The organism is Enterobacter sp. RIT637 (assembly GCF_019718755.1).
Lineage (GTDB): Bacteria > Pseudomonadota > Gammaproteobacteria > Enterobacterales > Enterobacteriaceae > Enterobacter.
This window is the reverse complement of sequence record NZ_JAIHAZ010000002.1, coordinates 301,134-318,923: the sequence shown is the minus strand read 5'-3', so window position 1 is coordinate 318,923 and position 17,790 is coordinate 301,134. Positions and strand designations below refer to the sequence as shown.

Here is a 17,790-nt window from a genome sequence, read left to right as displayed (position 1 = left end):
CAACAGAATTGCTTGACATTCGACCGGGAATTCGTCACGAATTATATTGAGTGCGAGAAAAATACCCGATAAGTCAATGACCTGGATGTTATCTTTCTGACGTCCAGTAAGACAAAGGGGTTGATATCCCCTGGCGCAGTCGCAATATCAATGGCTCGTCGTCAGCGGAAGGGAAATCAACGTGCGGCGTATTCCTGGAAGAATTAAATTAGGTAAAGGTGAATATGGGTAAAGCTCTCGTCATCGTTGAGTCCCCGGCAAAAGCCAAAACGATCAATAAGTATCTGGGTAATGACTACGTGGTTAAGTCCAGCGTCGGTCATATCCGCGATTTGCCGACCAGTGGCTCAGCCAGCAAAAAGAGCGCAGACTCTACCTCCACCAAAGGGGCTAAAAAGCCTAAAAAGGATGAACGTAGCGCGCTTGTCAACCGCATGGGTGTTAACCCATGGCATAACTGGGATGCACAATATGAAGTGCTGCCAGGTAAAGAAAAAGTCGTTAACGAGCTGAAGCAGCTTGCTGAAAAAGCAGACCACATCTATCTCGCAACCGACCTTGACCGCGAAGGGGAAGCCATTGCCTGGCACCTGCGGGAAGTGATCGGGGGTGACGACAAACGCTACAGCCGTGTAGTGTTTAACGAAATTACGAAGAATGCGATTCGTCAGGCGTTTGAGAAGCCGGGCGAACTGAACATTGACCGTGTAAACGCGCAGCAGGCACGTCGCTTTATGGACCGTGTCGTGGGCTACATGGTTTCGCCACTGTTGTGGAAAAAGGTTGCTCGTGGTCTGTCCGCAGGTCGTGTGCAGTCTGTAGCCGTGCGTCTTGTCGTCGAGCGCGAACGCGAAATTAAAGCCTTCGTTCCAGAAGAGTTCTGGGAAGTGGACGCCAATGTCACCACGCCCGGTGGCGATGCCCTGCCGCTACAGGTAAGCCATCACAACGACAAACCTTTCCGTCCTGAAAACCGTGACCAGACTATGGCTGCGGTGGCGCTGCTGGAAAAAGCGCGTTATCAGGTGCTGGATCGCGAAGATAAACCGACCAGCAGCAAGCCTGGTGCGCCGTTTATCACCTCAACGCTGCAGCAGGCGGCGAGCACGCGTCTGGGTTACGGCGTGAAGAAAACCATGATGATGGCGCAGCGCTTGTATGAAGCGGGTTACATCACTTACATGCGTACTGACTCCACCAACCTGAGCCAGGACGCCGTTAATATGGTTCGCGGCTACATCAGCGACAACTTCGGTAAAAAATACCTGCCGGAAAGTGCAAATCAGTACGCCAGCAAAGAGAATTCCCAGGAAGCGCACGAAGCGATTCGTCCTTCTGACGTCTCCGTCCTCGCTGAATCGTTAAAAGATATGGAAGCGGATGCGCAGAAGCTGTATCAGCTGATCTGGCGTCAGTTTGTCGCCTGTCAGATGACGCCTGCGAAGTACGACTCCACAACGTTGACCGTCGGCGCGGGTGATTTCCGCCTGAAGGCGCGCGGTCGTATCCTGCGCTTCGATGGCTGGACGAAAGTGATGCCTGCGCTGCGTAAGGGCGATGAAGACAGAACGCTGCCTGCGGTTAACAAAGGTGACGAGTTGTCGCTTGTCGACCTGGTCCCGGCACAGCACTTCACCAAGCCACCGGCACGCTTCAGTGAAGCCTCGCTGGTTAAAGAACTGGAAAAACGCGGGATCGGTCGTCCGTCGACCTATGCGTCGATCATTTCGACCATCCAGGACCGCGGCTACGTGCGTGTTGAAAACCGTCGCTTCTATGCAGAAAAAATGGGTGAGATTGTCACCGACCGTCTGGAAGCTAACTTCCGCGAGTTGATGAACTACGACTTCACCGCGCAGATGGAAGACAGCCTCGACGAGGTTGCCAGCCACAAGGCGGAGTGGAAGAAGGTTCTCGACAGCTTCTTCAGCGACTTTACCGACCAGCTTGAGAAAGCCGAGAAAGATCCTGAAGAGGGCGGCATGCTGCCTAACCAGATGGTTCTGACCAGCATTGACTGTCCAACCTGTGGCCGCAAGATGGGTATCCGTACCGCAACCACGGGCGTGTTCCTGGGCTGCTCCGGTTACGCGCTGTCACCGAAAGAGCGCTGCAAAACCACGATTAACCTGGTGCCTGAGAACGAAGTGCTCAACGTGCTGGAAGGTGACGATGCAGAAACCAACGCCCTGCGCGCCAAGCGTCGCTGTCAAAAATGCGGCACGGCGATGGACAGCTACCTGATCGATCCTAAACGCAAACTGCATGTCTGCGGTAATAACCCGACCTGCGACGGATATGAGATCGAAGAAGGCGAGTTTCGCATTAAGGGCTATGACGGCCCGATCGTTGAGTGCGAGAAATGTGGCTCTGAAATGCACCTGAAAATGGGGCGCTTCGGTAAGTACATGGCGTGCACCAACGACGAGTGTAAAAACACGCGTAAAATTCTGCGTAACGGTGAAGTGGCTCCTCCGAAGGAAGATCCGGTTCCGCTGCCAGAGCTGCCGTGTGAGAAGTCAGACGCTTACTTCGTGCTGCGCGACGGTGCTGCCGGTGTGTTCCTGGCGGCCAACACCTTCCCGAAATCACGTGAAACGCGTGCGCCGCTGGTGGAAGAACTGCATCGCTTCCGCGATCGCCTGCCGGAAAAACTGCGTTATCTGGCCGATGCGCCACAGCAGGATCCCGATGGCAACAAGACCGTTGTGCGTTTTAGCCGCAAAACGAAGCAGCAGTATGTAGCTGCGGAGAAAGAGGGCAAAGCGACCGGCTGGTCGGCGTTCTTTGTTGACGGAAAGTGGGTTGAAGGTAAGAAATAATCTTCACTTACCGTAACTTACCTGTGAAAGGGCCGGACTTCCGGCCCTTTTTTATTACGTTGTTATTATTTTTTGTTACGTACTATACAGTCAGGCTATAAATGATATAGTGGTTATAGTTAACCCTTTTCTTATTATCAAATCGTCTTAAGCGATTGACCCGCGTGCGCTAAATCGGATGGTCTGGCATGAAATTACAGCAGCTTCGTTATATTGTTGAGGTGGTGAATCACAACCTTAATGTCTCTTCTACCGCTGAGGGGCTTTATACCTCGCAGCCAGGCATCAGCAAACAGGTTCGCATGCTGGAGGATGAGTTAGGCATCCAGATCTTCGCCCGTAGCGGTAAGCACCTCACACAGGTGACGCCAGCCGGGCAGGAAATTATTCGGATTGCCCGGGAAGTGCTTTCCAAAGTCGATGCGATTAAATCCGTGGCGGGGGAGCATACCTGGCCGGACAAAGGCTCGCTCTACATCGCAACCACCCACACGCAGGCGCGTTATGCGCTGCCAGGCGTTATTAAAGGCTTTATCGAGCGTTATCCACGCGTCTCTTTGCATATGCATCAGGGCTCTCCGACGCAAATTGCTGAGGCGGTTTCCAAGGGCAATGCGGACTTTGCCATCGCGACGGAAGCACTTCATCTTTATGACGATCTGGTGATGTTGCCGTGCTACCACTGGAACCGCTCCATTGTCGTGACGCCTGACCACCCGCTGGCCGGTAAAGGTTCGGTGACTATTGAAGAGCTGGCGCAGTATCCGCTCGTAACCTACACGTTCGGTTTTACCGGGCGTTCTGAGCTTGATACGGCATTCAACCGCGCGGGCTTAACGCCGCGTATCGTCTTTACCGCCACCGACGCCGATGTGATTAAAACCTATGTGCGGCTTGGGCTGGGCGTAGGGGTGATTGCCAGCATGGCGGTTGACCCGGTTTCCGACCCGGACCTGGTACGCCTTGATGCGCATGATATTTTCAGCCATAGCACGACCAAGATTGGCTTCCGCCGCAGTACTTTCCTGCGCAGCTATATGTATGATTTTATTCAACGCTTCGCCCCGCATTTAACCCGTGACGTGGTTGATACCGCCGTTGCATTGCGCTCAAACGAAGATATCGAAGAGATGTTTAAAGACATCAAACTTCCTGCCAAATAATCACTCCCGGTATCTTTCCCCTGCGGAGAGATACCGAAATAACCTCTCAAACCTAAATCAGAATTATCATCATCTGCACTGCAGTGCCATATAATGTCAGTACCCATTAAAACTATAGGGTTTTAATGTCGCGAATTGGCGACAAAAGTAGAAACTATTTTACGCCTTCGCAAATTTTTCTTTTCAATTATTTATTTCTGGTCAAAAGAATGAATATTCGCGGGAATAGATACGTAAATTCACTGGCTTTTCGGCTAAAGTTTCTTTAGGATTTATCTCATCAGATGATTAATTGTACCAATTGTTTGGTCCTAAAATGATAAGCGATGTCGATTGTATGAGGTTAGCAATGCCTTCAGGAAGTGAAGAACCGCAAAGGGATCCTGCGCTCAAGCGTAAAGCCTGGCTGGCGGTCTTTCTCGTCTCCGCCCTGTTTTGGGTGGTGGTTGCTCTCCTGGCCTGGAAATATTGGGGTTGAATATGGCAGTGACGGTACGTTCAGAAACGCTGAAACCAATGTGTCAACACCGTGACAACGGGCACAAAGCTCGCAAAGCACCTGCGACTACCGTACCTGCGTCCTGGAAACTGACAGCACAACAGCAGGCATTTATTGATGTGTTCGCGGAAGACGAACCCAAAAAACAATAATTTAGTTTTTTGCGTAATGATGCAAATAGTCTGAATAATGACTCTGTGCTTTTGTACTCTTTAATAAATACACATCAGCAATATAGACCTGAGGGCTGACCTCGGAATCTTTAATAATTAAAGCCTGGTGTCCCTATGATGAATAACATGACAACTCTCAAATACTGGTCATGGATCGGCGTTTTTTCCGTGTCGATTCTCTTCTGGTGTCAGCTTATCTGGCTGGCTATCCACTAAATGCTAAAACCTCGCTTCGGCGAGGTTTTTTGTTTTTACGCTTCACCAGAACCTTCCTGGATTTATCAATTTGGGTTGTTATCAAAACGTTACGACATCTTTGTGTTATCTTTAATTACGGCCCTGATGATTGTCAGGGTTTCCCTGTGATTAAGGAGGAGCTTATGTCGTTAACCCTACGCGAAGCCAGTAAGGACACGTTGCAGGCAGAAAATAAAACCTGGCACTACTATAGCTTGCCGCTGGCAGCCAACACGCTTGGAGACATTTCGCGGTTACCCAAGTCGTTGAAAGTTCTACTCGAAAACCTCCTGCGCTGGCAGGATGAAGATTCCGTCACCGCCGAGGACATTCATGCTCTGGCAGGCTGGCTCAAGGATGCCCATGCCGACAGAGAGATAGCCTATCGCCCGGCAAGGGTGCTGATGCAGGATTTTACCGGCGTACCTGCCGTTGTTGATTTAGCCGCCATGCGTGAAGCGGTTAAACGTCTGGGGGGCGATACAGCAAAAGTGAATCCACTTTCCCCCGTCGATCTCGTTATTGACCACTCGGTGACCGTTGACCATTTTGGCGATGATGATGCGTTTGGCGAGAACGTTCGCCTGGAGATGGAGCGTAATCATGAACGCTACGTTTTCCTGAAGTGGGGGCAGCAGGCTTTCAGCCGTTTCAGCGTTGTTCCACCGGGCACCGGCATCTGTCACCAGGTGAACCTCGAATATCTTGGCAAAGCCGTCTGGAGCGAATTACAGGACAAGGAATGGGTCGCTTACCCGGATACGCTGGTCGGTACGGATTCCCATACCACCATGATCAACGGGCTGGGCGTTTTGGGCTGGGGTGTCGGCGGCATCGAAGCGGAAGCGGCGATGCTTGGGCAACCTGTCTCCATGCTGATTCCTGATGTCGTCGGTTTCAAACTGACAGGTAAGCTCTCAGAAGGGATTACCGCGACGGACCTGGTGCTGACGGTTACCCAGATGCTGCGTAAGCATGGCGTGGTAGGCAAGTTTGTTGAATTCTACGGCGACGGACTTGATTCATTACCGCTGGCGGATCGCGCCACTATCGCCAATATGGCGCCGGAATACGGCGCAACCTGCGGCTTCTTCCCAATCGATAATGTCACGCTGGAATATATGCGTCTGAGTGGTCGCAGCGAGGAGCAGGTGGCGCTGGTCGAAGCCTACACCAAAGCGCAGGGCATGTGGCGCAACCCGGGGGATGAGCCGGTCTTTACCAGCACGCTGGCGCTGGATATGAGTGCGGTTGAAGCGAGTCTGGCTGGGCCAAAACGGCCACAGGATCGCGTTGCGCTAAACGATGTGCCAAAGGCCTTCGCGGCCAGCAATGAGCTGGAAGTGAATACGGCACAAAAGGATCACCGTCCGGTCGACTATGTCATGAACGGGCATCAGTATCAGCTCCCTGATGGTGCTGTGGTCATCGCCGCCATTACATCCTGCACTAATACCTCCAACCCAAGCGTACTGATGGCCGCCGGGCTGCTGGCGAAAAAAGCGGTGGAACTGGGCCTCAAGCCTCAGCCGTGGGTGAAAGCCTCGCTCGCGCCGGGCTCCAAAGTGGTTTCCGATTATCTCGCACAGGCCAGGCTGACCCCGTATCTGGATGAACTGGGTTTCAACCTGGTTGGCTATGGCTGTACCACCTGTATCGGTAACTCCGGTCCGCTACCGGAACCGATAGAAATGGCGATCAAGCAGGGCGATTTGACCGTTGGCGCAGTGCTTTCAGGTAACCGAAACTTTGAAGGCCGTATTCATCCGCTGGTTAAAACCAACTGGCTGGCGTCGCCGCCGCTGGTCGTCGCTTACGCGCTGGCCGGGAATATGAACATCAACCTGGTTACCGACCCGATTGGTCACGATCGCAGGAACGAGCCGGTCTATCTGAAAGATATCTGGCCGTCGTCGCGAGAAATTGCGCGTGCGGTAGAAAAAGTGTCGACCGAAATGTTCCGCAAAGAGTATGCGGAGGTGTTTGAAGGCACGCCGGAATGGAAAGCCATCAACATCGTCGGCTCGGATACCTATGACTGGCAGGATGATTCAACCTATATCCGCCTGTCGCCATTCTTCGATGACATGCTGGCCGAGCCCGCGCCGCTTCAGGATATCCACGGCGCGCGCATTCTCGCGATGTTGGGGGATTCTGTCACCACGGATCACATCTCACCGGCGGGCAGCATCAAAGCCGACAGCCCGGCTGGACGCTATCTGCAAAGCCGGGGTGTAGAGCGCCGCGACTTTAACTCCTATGGTTCACGCCGGGGTAACCATGAGGTGATGATGCGCGGGACGTTTGCCAACATTCGTATCCGCAATGAAATGGTGCCGGGAGTGGAAGGCGGCATGACGCGTCATCTGCCTGGTGCGGAGGTCGTTTCCATTTACGATGCGGCCGTCAAATACCAGCAGGAAGGCACGCCGCTGGCGGTCATTGCCGGGAAAGAGTACGGCTCGGGCTCCAGCCGCGACTGGGCTGCGAAAGGGCCGCGCCTGCTCGGGGTTCGCGTGGTCATTGCCGAATCGTTCGAACGTATTCACCGCTCGAATCTGATCGGGATGGGGATCCTGCCTCTCGAATTTCCACAGGGCGTCACCCGTAAAACGCTGGGCCTGACCGGGGAAGAGCAGATTGACATTAGCGGTCTGCAAAACCTGCTGCCGGGTAAAACGGTTCCGGTGAAGCTAACGCGGGCAGATGGGAAGGTTGAGGTGCTGGAGTGCAGGTGCCGCATCGATACGGCAACAGAGCTGACCTATTACCAGAACGACGGCATTTTGCACTATGTGATTCGTAAGATGCTGGATTGATGGATAAAGCCCGGCTTTACGGCCGGGCTTTCAGGATTACTCGCTGAGCAGATGGCCCATCTTCGCGGCTTTGGTGTCGAGGTAGTGCGCGTTTTTCGGGTTACGTCCGACAATCAGCGGCACGCGTTCGACGATGTTGATCCCCGCCTCGGTCAGAATTTCGACCTTTTTAGGGTTATTGGTCAACAGGCGAACCTCATCCACGCCCAGCAGCTTGAACATATCTGCACACAGGGTGAAATCGCGTTCGTCAGCGGCAAAGCCCAACTGGTGGTTGGCTTCTACCGTGTCGTAACCCTGGTCCTGGAGTGCATAAGCGCGGATTTTATTTAGCAGGCCAATATTACGACCCTCCTGACGGTGATACAGCAGAACGCCACGGCCTTCTTCCGCAATGTGCGAGAGGGCGGCTTCGAGCTGGAAACCACAGTCACAGCGCAAGCTGAATAGCGCATCGCCGGTCAAACACTCTGAATGTACGCGGGACAGCACCGGCGTCTGCCCTGAAATGTCGCCATAGACCAGCGCGACGTGATCCTGTCCGGTTGCCAGTTCTTCAAAACCCACCATCAGGAAATCGCCCCATGGGGTTGGCAGTTTGGCTTCTGCCACACGTTTAAGCTGCATGTGATTCTCCAGAATCGGCTGACACGTTTCGTGCCGTCTGCCTGTTTGGCTTTCTCTATCTGTTCATTTTGCCACAAGCTCCTCAAGTTCGCCTAATCACCACCATGCTATACGCGCGTTAAACGCACGATCCGACATATCCACCATCTGGAGGAATTTCAGTTATGATTGTGGTGCTTAGCATAAAAGGAGAAGACATGCTTTCAATCGCCAGACGAACGGCAGCGGGTGCGGCCGTACTACTTGTGATGCCTTTGGTTGTATGGTGCTCTGGCTGGATGTGGCAGCCGGGCCAAAACGCCATGTGGCTGAAAACGTTATACTGGATAACGGAGACGGTGACACAGCCGTGGGGGATCATCACGCATGTTCTTCTCTGCGCCTGGTTCCTGTGGTGCCTGCGCTTTCGTCTGCGCGCAGCACTGGTGTTATTTGCTATCCTCGGCGGCGCCATTCTGGTAGGTCAGGGCGTAAAATCCTGGGTTAAAGATCGGGTACAGGAACCGCGTCCTTTCGTTATCTGGATGGAAAAAACGCACCATGTGCCGGTGGATGAGTTCTACACTTTAAAACGTAAAGACCGGGGTGCGCTGGTAAAAGAGCAGCTTTCGGAACAGCAGGATATTCCTGCGTTTTTGCGTAAACACTGGCAAAAGGAGACCGGTTTCGCGTTTCCTTCCGGGCACACGATGTTTGCCGCAAGCTGGGCGCTGCTCGGCGTCGGGCTATTGTGGCCGCGACGCCGGACGGTCACTATTGCGATTCTGTTAGTCTGGGCAACCGGTGTGATGGGGAGCCGTTTACTGCTGGGGATGCACTGGCCGCGTGATTTAGTGGTGGCCACGCTGATTTCCTGGCTGCTGGTAACGTTAGCCACCTGGCTTGCCGAACGATTCTGTGGGCCGCTGACGCCGCCACCAGAAGAGAAGGAAGAAATCGCCGAGCGAGAGCAAAGCGGTGTCTGAAGGTTGATTTTCCGTATTTTGCCCATAAATCCATGACGGGCGCGCAACTTTTTCCGTTTCGCGCCCGTCACTAAAATGGTAGTTTATAAGGCTGATTGCGGTGAGTTGAACAGACTTTATTCGCTTGAACCACATAACGGGAAGTCATGTGAAATATTTACTCATTTTCTTACTGGTGTTGGCGATCTTTGTTATTTCCGTCACCTTAGGTGCGCAAAACGATCAGCAGGTGACCTTTAACTATCTGCTTGCACAGGGCGAGTATCGGGTATCGAGCCTGCTCGCGGTCCTGTTTGCCGCCGGTTTTATCATCGGCTGGCTGGTGTGTGGTCTCTTCTGGCTTAAAGTTCGTGTTTCGCTTGTGCGCGCTGAACGTAAAATCAAACGCCTTGAACATCAAATTGCGCCCGCGACTGACATTCCGGAGAGTTCTGGTGTGCCGGTAGCCAAGGAATAATCGAATATGCTGGAGTTGTTGTTTCTGCTTTTGCCTGTAGCCGCAGCCTATGGCTGGTATATGGGCCGCAGAAGTGCGCAACAAACAAAACAGGATGAGGCCAACCGGCTCTCCCGCGACTATGTTGCGGGGGTAAACTTCCTCCTGAGCAATCAACAGGATAAAGCGGTTGATCTGTTCCTTGATATGTTAAAAGAGGATACGGGCACCGTAGAAGCGCATCTCACCCTGGGTAACCTGTTCCGCTCGCGCGGTGAGGTTGACCGCGCTATTCGTATTCACCAGACGCTGATGGAAAGCGCGTCCTTGACCTACGATCAACGTTTGCTGGCCGTTCAACAACTGGGACGCGATTACATGGCGGCGGGGCTGTACGACCGTGCCGAAGGCATGTTCACCCAACTGGTTGATGAGACCGACTTCCGTATCAGTGCGCTCCAGCAATTACTGCAGATTTACCAGGCGACCAGCGACTGGCAAAAAGCCATAGACACAGCCGAACGTCTGGTGAAGCTTGGCAAAGATAAGCAGCGCGTTGAAATTGCTCATTTCTATTGCGAACTGGCGCTTCAGCAGATGGGCAGCGATGACATGGATAAGGCCATGACGCTGCTGAAAAAAGGTGCCGCAGCGGACCGTAACAGTGCGCGTATATCAATCATGATGGGGCGCGTGTTTATGGCAAACGGCGAGTTTGCCAAAGCGGTAGAAAGCCTGCTGCGGGTCATCGACCAGGATAAAGAACTGGTGAGTGAGACGCTGGAAATGCTGCAAACCTGCTACCAGCAATTAGGCAAGCAGGACGAATGGGTTGCTTTCCTGCGCCGCTGTGTTGAAGAAAATACCGGTGCGACGGCTGAACTGATGCTTTCCGACATCGTTGAGCAACACGAGGGCAGCGATACGGCGCAGGTGTATATTACGCGCCAACTGCAGCGCCATCCGACGATGCGGGTATTCCATAAACTGATGGATTACCACCTGAACGACGCGGAAGAAGGGCGTGCGAAAGAGAGCCTGATGGTGCTGCGCGATATGGTCGGCGAGCAGGTACGCAGTAAGCCGCGCTACCGCTGTCAGAAGTGCGGGTTTACCGCCTATACACTGTACTGGCACTGTCCTTCGTGCCGGGCCTGGTCAACCATCAAGCCGATCCGCGGCCTTGACGGGCAGTAATTTTTTAAAACGCTCCATTTTAGTTACAACATACTAGCGGGTTTTTGGCACTAAGTCAGCACCGTGCACTTTTCGGTCAGGCAGGAAAGGAAATCGATTCTGTCAATTTCCAACGCTGGCAGGTAGAATGCAGGCCGTTTATCTGTTCCGCGCCGCTGCGCGCCCATAGACGAAAAGGGCTGGTCATGACGTCTGTTACTTCCTCCGCTTCCCGCGTAATTACTGATTCTCCTGTTGTTGTTGCGCTTGATTACAATAACCGCGACGCCGCGCTGGCCTTTGTTGATGGTATCGATCCGCGAGATTGCCGTCTGAAAGTTGGCAAAGAGATGTTTACGCTGTTTGGTCCGCAAATTGTCCGCGATCTTCAGCAGCGTGGGTTTGACGTTTTCCTGGACCTGAAATTCCACGATATTCCTAATACCACTGCGCATGCCGTCGCTGCTGCTGCCGAGCTTGGCGTGTGGATGGTCAACGTCCATGCATCGGGTGGGGCGCGTATGATGACCGCCGCGCGCGAAGCGCTGGTGCCCTTCGGCAAAGATGCGCCGCTCCTGATTGCGGTCACCGTTCTGACCAGTATGGATGAATCTGACCTGCGCGATCTTGGCGTGACGTTGTCACCCGCCGAGCAAGCTGAACGTCTCGCACGTCTGACGCAAAACTGCGGTCTCGATGGGGTAGTCTGTTCAGCCCAGGAGGCGGTGCGCTTCAAATCCGAACTGGGCCAGCAATTTAAGCTGATCACGCCGGGTATCCGTCCTGCGGGCAGTGAAGTTGGCGATCAGCGCCGTATTATGACGCCAGAACAAGCGTTAGCTGCTGGTGTGGATTATATGGTGATCGGCCGTCCCGTTACGCAATCTGCAGATCCGGCGCAGACGCTGAAAGCGATCAATGCGTCATTGAAAAAGGGTGCCTGATGAGCGATTCCAACAGCCGCCTGGTCTATTCCACCGGGACCGGGCGTATCGATGAGCCAAAAGAGAAAGCTGAACGCCCTAAAGGTGACGGCATCGTGCGCATCCAGCGTCAGACCAGCGGTCGAAAAGGCAAGGGCGTGTGCCTGATTACCGGGATCGATCTGGATGATGCGGAGCTGGCTAAACTGGCCGCAGAATTAAAAAAGAAATGCGGCTGCGGCGGTGCAGTGAAAGATGGCGTGATTGAAATTCAGGGCGACAAACGCGATTTAATTAAAACGCTGCTCGAAGCCAAAGGAATGAAAGTTAAACTGGCGGGCGGCTAAATAAAAAGAGCCACGGGGTTAACCGTGGCTCTTTATACGTGTGTAAGTCAGACCTGAAAAATATTGAATATATTATTAGACCGGTGAGAGCCGTTATGGTGATTATTTGCCCACCTGGTGACCGATAATACCGCCGACAGCAGCACCACCTAATGTACCCAGCGTACTACCATCCGTTAATACCGCACCACCAATAGCACCGGCACCCGCACCAATCGCGGTGTTACGGTCACGTTTAGACCAGTTAGAGCACGCGCTCAGGGACATAGCTACTGTAATTGCCAGAACAGCGGCAGCGATTTTTTTGCTGGTAAAGGTCATAATACTTTCTCCTGAATTATCGATTCACGGAAAGAAGTGCACTTTAAGTATAGACAATAGTCATACTTAAATTCTGTTTCCGTGAAAGCTAGTCGCGCAGGTGTTACGTAATCACGCAAGTGATAGTCACTTCCTGTTATATCGCTAATATTAATTCTACCTGTTTAACCCGGGTTAAACAGGTAAAAACTCTTAAAGCAGGCTTCGGAATCATCTCAGAGAGAGGCGGTTTGCGCCCGATATTCAGGCGCAGAGGAGGGTCAGGCAGATTTTCTCACAATATCGACGGTCAGGCCGTTTTGCTCAAGCTGCTGGCGATGATCATCACTCAGACGGTCATCGGTGATCACGCGGCTAAATCGGTTTACCGGGCCCATCATGTAAGGATGCACGGAACCGAATTTCGAACTGTCGGTAAGGACAATCGCTTCACACTCTTTTTCCAGCACGGCATTAACCACGTCAGAACGCATCATATCCCGGCCGGTGAAGCCGGTGTCAGGTTGCCAGCCATCAATGCCAATGAACGCTTTGCTGAAATGAACCTGCTGGACATACTGGCGAGTGAGTGGACCCACCATGCTTTCACTTTTCTTCTGATAAATACCGCCCAGCAGAATGACCTCACAGCGCGTCTCCTTCAGCAGATGCGCAATATAGCTGCTGACGGTGATGATGGTGACGTCTTTTTGATCGGCCAGGGTGCGTGCCAGAAGGGCGTTACTGCTGCCATTCTCAATAAAGACCGTTTCACCATTGTTCACTAATGACGCAGCAAATTCTGCCAGTTCGCGCTTAAGGGCATAATTGTTCATCATGCGGGTTTCAACGTCTTCACTGTCCAGTGGGACGGCATAACCATGCGCACGACGCAGGTAGCTCTGTTTTTCCAGAAGGTTAAGATCCTGACGGATTGTGACTTCAGAAACGCCGGTCGTTTTAGCGAGATCGACCACGCTTACGCGCCCCTGATCGATGACCATCTGCAAAATGATTTGTTGTCGGGAATTCATAGCATCCATTTAAAAAGCGAAACGAGGTCGGAAACGGTGGAGTCAAACTTCCCACGGGGCTTTTGGCTGAGCGCTTTCTGGCGCGGAATCGGAATCTTTGCGTGCCAGTAATTCTGATTTCAGGATCTCAAGATTACGGATCGCAGAGTGATAATCACCCGCTACCAGGATATCCAGCACCGTATCAATACGTCGTGCTACAGCCAGTGCATCAATGTCAGACATAATCTCACCCCAGAAGCGAAAAGTTAATATTTTCAATGATGCAGAAAATGGGAACAAAAGAGAAGGGAAAAAATGCAATAACTAAATTACATAAATGAAAGTGACATATTTATTCCCTCTCATGCTGCGGGCTTATTGAGTGGATTAGTCTAAAACTGCGCGCAAGGCGCTTTTTTTTAAGAGGAATTAGACTATGACCGTTATCAATCAAGCAACCTGCACACTGTTTACCGATACTGAACGTTTCACTCAGCTGGCGGGCTATTATGAGGCGGAGCGTCGCACAGTCTGGATGATGTTGCGGTCGCAACCGCGCCCTTGCTTCAACCACGCATTAATAGAGGAGATCATGAACCTTTCCTGGCTGGTTCGCCAGTCCGGTTTTGCGGTCGATTTTTGGGTGACCGGATCGCTGGTACCCGATATGTATAACGCAGGTGGGGATCTGCAGTTCTTCGTGGACTGCATTCAAAACGGGCGCCGTGAAGCACTGCGTGCCTATGCGCGTGCCTGTGTTGATTGCGTGCACGCCGCATCACGGGGGTTTGATACAGGGGCAATTACGCTGGCGATGGTTGAAGGGAGCGCCCTGGGCGGTGGCTTCGAGGCTGCGCTGGCGCACCATTTTCTCCTGGCTCAGCGCGATGCCCGCTTAGGGTTTCCGGAGATCGCCTTTAACCTGTTCCCCGGGATGGGGGGCTATTCGCTCGTTGCGCGCCGCTCAGGCATGAAGCTGGCAGAGGAGCTCATCTACAAAGGGGAATCCCATACGGCTGAGTGGTACGAACAGCACGGACTGGTGGATGTGCTGTTTGAACCCGCACAAAGCTACGTCACCGTCCGGACATTTATCGACACGCTGCAGCCGAAACTGAACGGCGTAAGGGCAATGCTCCGCGCCCGTACCCGCGTTTTGCAGCTGCCGCGCAGTGAACTGATGGATATTACGGAAGACTGGGTCGATGCCGCGTTTTGCCTCGAACCGAAAGATATCGCTTATATGGAACGTCTGGTTCTGCTGCAAAACCGCCACCAGGCGGCGGGGTTACGCCAGGCCAGTTAACGCATCTTTCGTGACTGATAGCGCTTTAGCCATCGCTCGAAAACGGCAGCGGGCATCGGCTTAGCAAACAGAAAACCTTGCCGTTCGTTGACGCCGTTCTTAGTCAGAAAGGCGTCTTCTTTTGCACTCTCCACACCTTCCGCAATGACCTGCAAGTTCAGTGCCTGGGCAACGGCCACAATCGCACGGACCAAAGACTGAGAAATGGATTGTTTATGGATATCCCGAACAAACAACTGATCGAGCTTGATGGCATCGATAGGAAAACGCGCCAGCTGTGACAGGGAGGAATAGCCTGTCCCGAAATCGTCCAGATGAATTTGCGCCCCCAGTTGGCTGAACTGCTGGATGACCGAAAGGGCCAGCTCTTCGTTTTCGATCAGACAGCTCTCGGTCAGTTCAACATCGATAGGGCAATATTCAAAATTCAGATCCTTCAGCGCCTGTTTCAGGTCGCTGAATATCGTCTGGTCTGCCAGTTGACGTGCTGATACGTTGACCGCCACCCGCAGGTTAATGCCTTTATCGCGCCATTTCGCCACCTGACGCACCACGTCCAGCATAACCCAGCGCCCAAGCGGCACAATCAAGCCGGACTCTTCGGCGTAAGAGATAAATTCCAGCGGAGGAATAAGTCCGCGCTCTGGCGACTGCCAGCGCACCAGCGCTTCCAGGCTTCTGACTTCGCCGCGCCAGGTTATTTTCGGCTGGTAGTGGATCAAGAGCTGGTCGTTATCCAGCGCTTTGCGCAGGTTGGTATCCAGCCAAAGATATTCGAACACCCGCTGGTTCATCTCTGGAGAGAAAACGCAGAACTTGCCTCGCCCGTTCTCTTTCGCGGTATACATGGCGGTATCCGCGTTGCGAATGACGCTCTCGCGATCGTTACCATGCTGCGGGGCAAGGGCGATGCCCAGAGAGCAGCCGGTGTAAATTTCAATTAAGCCGATGCGGAAGGGTTGTCGTAACCGGTTCAAAATACGCGATGCCATGGCTTCCAGTGAGCCTTGTGAGGTATCGGTTGCCATCACAATAAACTCATCGCCGCCGAGTCTCGCCAGCACCTGACCTTCATCCAGACAGCTCAGAATGGCAAGTGCGACGGCCTGCAATAGCTGGTCGCCAAACATATGCCCGTAGGCATCGTTAACTTTTTTAAAGTTATCCAGGTCGAGATAGACCACGCCGACCTGAGTGTCTCCCCGGGAGTCGATGGCATCGGAAATCAGCTCGTGGATCGCGTTTCGGTTTGGCAGTCCGGTGATGGTATCCGTATTGGCCAGCACCCTCAGGCGCTCCTGTGCACGCCGCTCCTCCGTGATATCGGTACCGGAACAGATAAGATAAATTTCATTTTTACCGCTGCCGCTGTGAACAAATTTGTTTCTGAACAGAAACAATCGCTGCCCTTTGCGGGTCTTAACCCAGCGTTCAACTTCGTAGGAACTGCCGTTACGAAAAAAACCGGCGATATTACGTCTTGAGGCAGCGGCTTCGCTGCGGGTCATAAAGAGTTTGAAGACGTTTTGCCCGATCACCTCGTGCTCTTTCAGCCCGGTGTACTCTTCGCTCAGGCGGTTAAAGCGCTGGATATTGCCGTTCTGGTCCAGGATAACGATAACTGAATTGGCTTCTGAGACAACCTGTTCGGCAAAAGAGAGGCCCTGCGCCAGATCGCGCGCAACGGAAGGGGTATCGTGCCAGGCAGAGGCCGTACCGGCCCACTCGTTTCGGGTAATTTTGCGCCCAACCAGATGGACTGGAACATCTTCACCGTACAAAGAGAGGGTCATCGAGATGCTGGAGGTGATGACGGTTAGCTGGCGGATGAGCGCGGCCTGTTCATCATTCAACGCGATCACTTGCGTCACATCGGCATTTTCACTGGTGGAGAGGTGCAGAGCATTGCTGTCAGCGGTCAGTCGCCACCAGGGGCTGTGGGTTCCCATGTAACGAAACAGCAAATTCTGCTCCAAATCGTCCATCCTGTTGTCTCCCGCAGCTGCTCATTAGCGCACAAATTATTCATCTGTTGTCGACTTTTCCGTTGTGATGCAGCGGCAAAACCGAAGTGAACTTATTGTTTTTTCCCTGATTTCTAATAATAAAACGAGTCAGGCAAAAAAGGATACTCAGCGTATAAAAATTCACGTAACCGAATATGAAGGATTCTTTTAATGTAGATAATTATGGCGATTTTGGGCGGGAGGAGGCTGAAAATAGTCAGTGATTTTGCGGTTTGTGATGAGAGAAGAGTTTGTCGACCCGTCCATGAAGGAAGGGTCGACAATTTAACAGCTTGTCAGGCAACCGGGCGTGCAATGATGCTGCGCGTTTCTATGCGAACTTCAGCGATATTTACGTCAATCACGTCCGTGACTTTGTAAACCGTTTCGCCTTTGATTTGCACGGTGCCGTTTTCCTGGCTACACACCAGTTCGTCGCGTACTGCATGCAGGAACGGCGCTGGAATGAAAGCAACGGCACCGTTGTCCACCAGACGTACGCGCATACCGCCGCGGCTGACATCAATGATTTCCGCCGGGAAGCGGGCATCCGTTCCAGCTTTATCATTCAGGAAACGCGCGTACAGCCAGTCACCGACATCGCGTTCAGCCATACGGTTCAGGCGGCGGCGCTCGGCCATTTGCACGGTGGAATCATCCTGAGGGCGTGCAACCGTTTCCCCTTTGATAATCGCTTTCAGCAGACGATGGTTTACCATGTCGCCGTACTTACGAATCGGAGAGGTCCAGGTGGCATAGGCTTCAAGCCCCAGGCCGAAATGCGGTCCCGGTTCAATGCTGATTTCGGCAAAGGACTGGAAGCGACGAATACGGCTGTCGAGGAAACCGGAAGGCTGCGCATCCAACTCGCGGCGAAGTTTGCAGAAGCCTTGCAGCGTCAGCACTTCTTCTGGATCGACATGCACGTCATGCGTTTTCAGCAGGGCAGCCAGCGCCTCGGTGTTAGCCGGGTCG

General features: G+C 53.0%; 17 protein-coding genes. 11 read left to right on the top strand and 6 right to left on the bottom strand.

Translation table 11 applies throughout. The features are described from left to right. Positions 1–224: 224 nt before the first annotated feature. From topA to acnA, 5 genes are all read left to right on the top strand, one after another. Positions 225–2,822, top strand: a complete 2,598-nt coding sequence (gene topA, locus K5E19_RS05045) for a type I DNA topoisomerase (protein WP_221550261.1) — start codon at positions 225–227, stop codon at positions 2,820–2,822. A gap of 188 nt (positions 2,823–3,010) precedes the next feature. Continuing rightward, positions 3,011–3,985 carry an HTH-type transcriptional regulator CysB gene (cysB, locus tag K5E19_RS05040; protein ID WP_006175683.1) on the top strand — a complete coding sequence of 325 codons (975 nt, stop codon included), beginning with the start codon at positions 3,011–3,013 and terminating at the stop codon, positions 3,983–3,985. A 337-nt stretch (positions 3,986–4,322) separates the two neighbouring features. Next, positions 4,323–4,463: a YmiA family putative membrane protein gene (locus K5E19_RS05035; protein WP_214579162.1), complete on the top strand. Its 141-nt coding sequence runs from the start codon at positions 4,323–4,325 to the stop codon at positions 4,461–4,463. A gap of 311 nt (positions 4,464–4,774) precedes the next feature. Continuing rightward, positions 4,775–4,873, top strand: coding sequence for a small membrane protein YmiC (gene ymiC / locus K5E19_RS24200; protein ID WP_042713577.1), 99 nt, complete (start codon positions 4,775–4,777; stop codon positions 4,871–4,873). Positions 4,874–5,037: 164 nt separating this feature from the next. Then, positions 5,038–7,713, top strand: coding sequence for an aconitate hydratase AcnA (gene acnA, locus K5E19_RS05030; protein ID WP_221550260.1), 2,676 nt, complete (start codon positions 5,038–5,040; stop codon positions 7,711–7,713). Between the two features lie 36 nt (positions 7,714–7,749). Here the strand turns inward: acnA and ribA are convergent, their stop codons facing one another. Then, the gene (ribA, locus tag K5E19_RS05025) at positions 7,750–8,340 is read right to left on the bottom strand and encodes a GTP cyclohydrolase II (RefSeq protein WP_013096372.1); all 591 of its coding nucleotides are present in this window, start codon (positions 8,338–8,340) and stop codon (positions 7,750–7,752) included. A 197-nt stretch (positions 8,341–8,537) separates the two neighbouring features. On the opposite strand from ribA, the gene pgpB reads away from it, so the two are divergent. The 5 genes from pgpB (at position 8,538) to yciH (ending at position 12,187) form a co-directional block, all read left to right on the top strand. Next, the gene (gene pgpB / locus K5E19_RS05020) at positions 8,538–9,305 is read left to right on the top strand and encodes a phosphatidylglycerophosphatase B (RefSeq protein ID WP_221550259.1); all 768 of its coding nucleotides are present in this window, start codon (positions 8,538–8,540) and stop codon (positions 9,303–9,305) included. A gap of 148 nt (positions 9,306–9,453) precedes the next feature. Continuing rightward, complete coding sequence (locus tag K5E19_RS05015; RefSeq protein ID WP_010431755.1) at positions 9,454–9,762, top strand: LapA family protein; 309 nt, start codon at positions 9,454–9,456, stop codon at positions 9,760–9,762. 6 nt (positions 9,763–9,768) lie between these two features. Then, on the top strand, positions 9,769–10,938 hold the full coding sequence (lapB, locus tag K5E19_RS05010) for a lipopolysaccharide assembly protein LapB (RefSeq protein ID WP_221550258.1): 1,170 nt from the start codon (positions 9,769–9,771) through the stop codon (positions 10,936–10,938). A gap of 185 nt (positions 10,939–11,123) precedes the next feature. Then, positions 11,124–11,861 carry an orotidine-5'-phosphate decarboxylase gene (gene pyrF, locus K5E19_RS05005; protein ID WP_221550257.1) on the top strand — a complete coding sequence of 246 codons (738 nt, stop codon included), beginning with the start codon at positions 11,124–11,126 and terminating at the stop codon, positions 11,859–11,861. Beyond that, the gene (gene yciH / locus K5E19_RS05000; protein WP_010431741.1) at positions 11,861–12,187 is read left to right on the top strand and encodes a stress response translation initiation inhibitor YciH; all 327 of its coding nucleotides are present in this window, start codon (positions 11,861–11,863) and stop codon (positions 12,185–12,187) included. Before pyrF ends, yciH begins: the two co-directional genes overlap by 1 nt. A 102-nt stretch (positions 12,188–12,289) precedes the next feature. Here yciH and osmB read toward each other — a convergent pair whose 3' ends face one another. The 3 genes from osmB to K5E19_RS04985 all read right to left on the bottom strand — a co-directional run bounded on the left by osmB (position 12,290) and on the right by K5E19_RS04985 (position 13,746). Continuing rightward, the gene (osmB, locus tag K5E19_RS04995; protein ID WP_089600616.1) at positions 12,290–12,508 is read right to left on the bottom strand and encodes an osmotically-inducible lipoprotein OsmB; all 219 of its coding nucleotides are present in this window, start codon (positions 12,506–12,508) and stop codon (positions 12,290–12,292) included. A 260-nt stretch (positions 12,509–12,768) separates the two neighbouring features. After that, complete coding sequence (locus K5E19_RS04990) at positions 12,769–13,521, bottom strand: DNA-binding transcriptional regulator YciT (RefSeq protein WP_221550256.1); 753 nt, start codon at positions 13,519–13,521, stop codon at positions 12,769–12,771. 42 nt (positions 13,522–13,563) lie between these two features. Further along, positions 13,564–13,746 (bottom strand): hypothetical protein, encoded by a 183-nt coding sequence (locus K5E19_RS04985; protein ID WP_221550255.1) that lies wholly within the window; start codon positions 13,744–13,746, stop codon positions 13,564–13,566. 193 nt (positions 13,747–13,939) lie between these two features. Here K5E19_RS04985 and K5E19_RS04980 point away from each other — a divergent pair, with 193 nt between their 5' ends. After that, a complete protein-coding gene (locus K5E19_RS04980) occupies positions 13,940–14,809 on the top strand; it encodes a crotonase/enoyl-CoA hydratase family protein (protein ID WP_221550254.1) in 870 nt (289 codons plus the stop codon). On the opposite strand, the gene pdeR is transcribed toward K5E19_RS04980, so the two are convergent. Both pdeR and K5E19_RS04970 read right to left on the bottom strand, forming a co-directional pair. Continuing rightward, positions 14,806–16,794, bottom strand: a complete 1,989-nt coding sequence (gene pdeR / locus K5E19_RS04975; RefSeq protein ID WP_221550253.1) for a cyclic di-GMP phosphodiesterase — start codon at positions 16,792–16,794, stop codon at positions 14,806–14,808. The genes K5E19_RS04980 and pdeR overlap by 4 nt on opposite strands. 317 nt (positions 16,795–17,111) lie before the next feature. Beyond that, the coding region (locus K5E19_RS04970) for an RNB domain-containing ribonuclease (RefSeq protein WP_221550252.1) at positions 17,112–17,790 on the bottom strand (679 nt) is incomplete at its 5' end.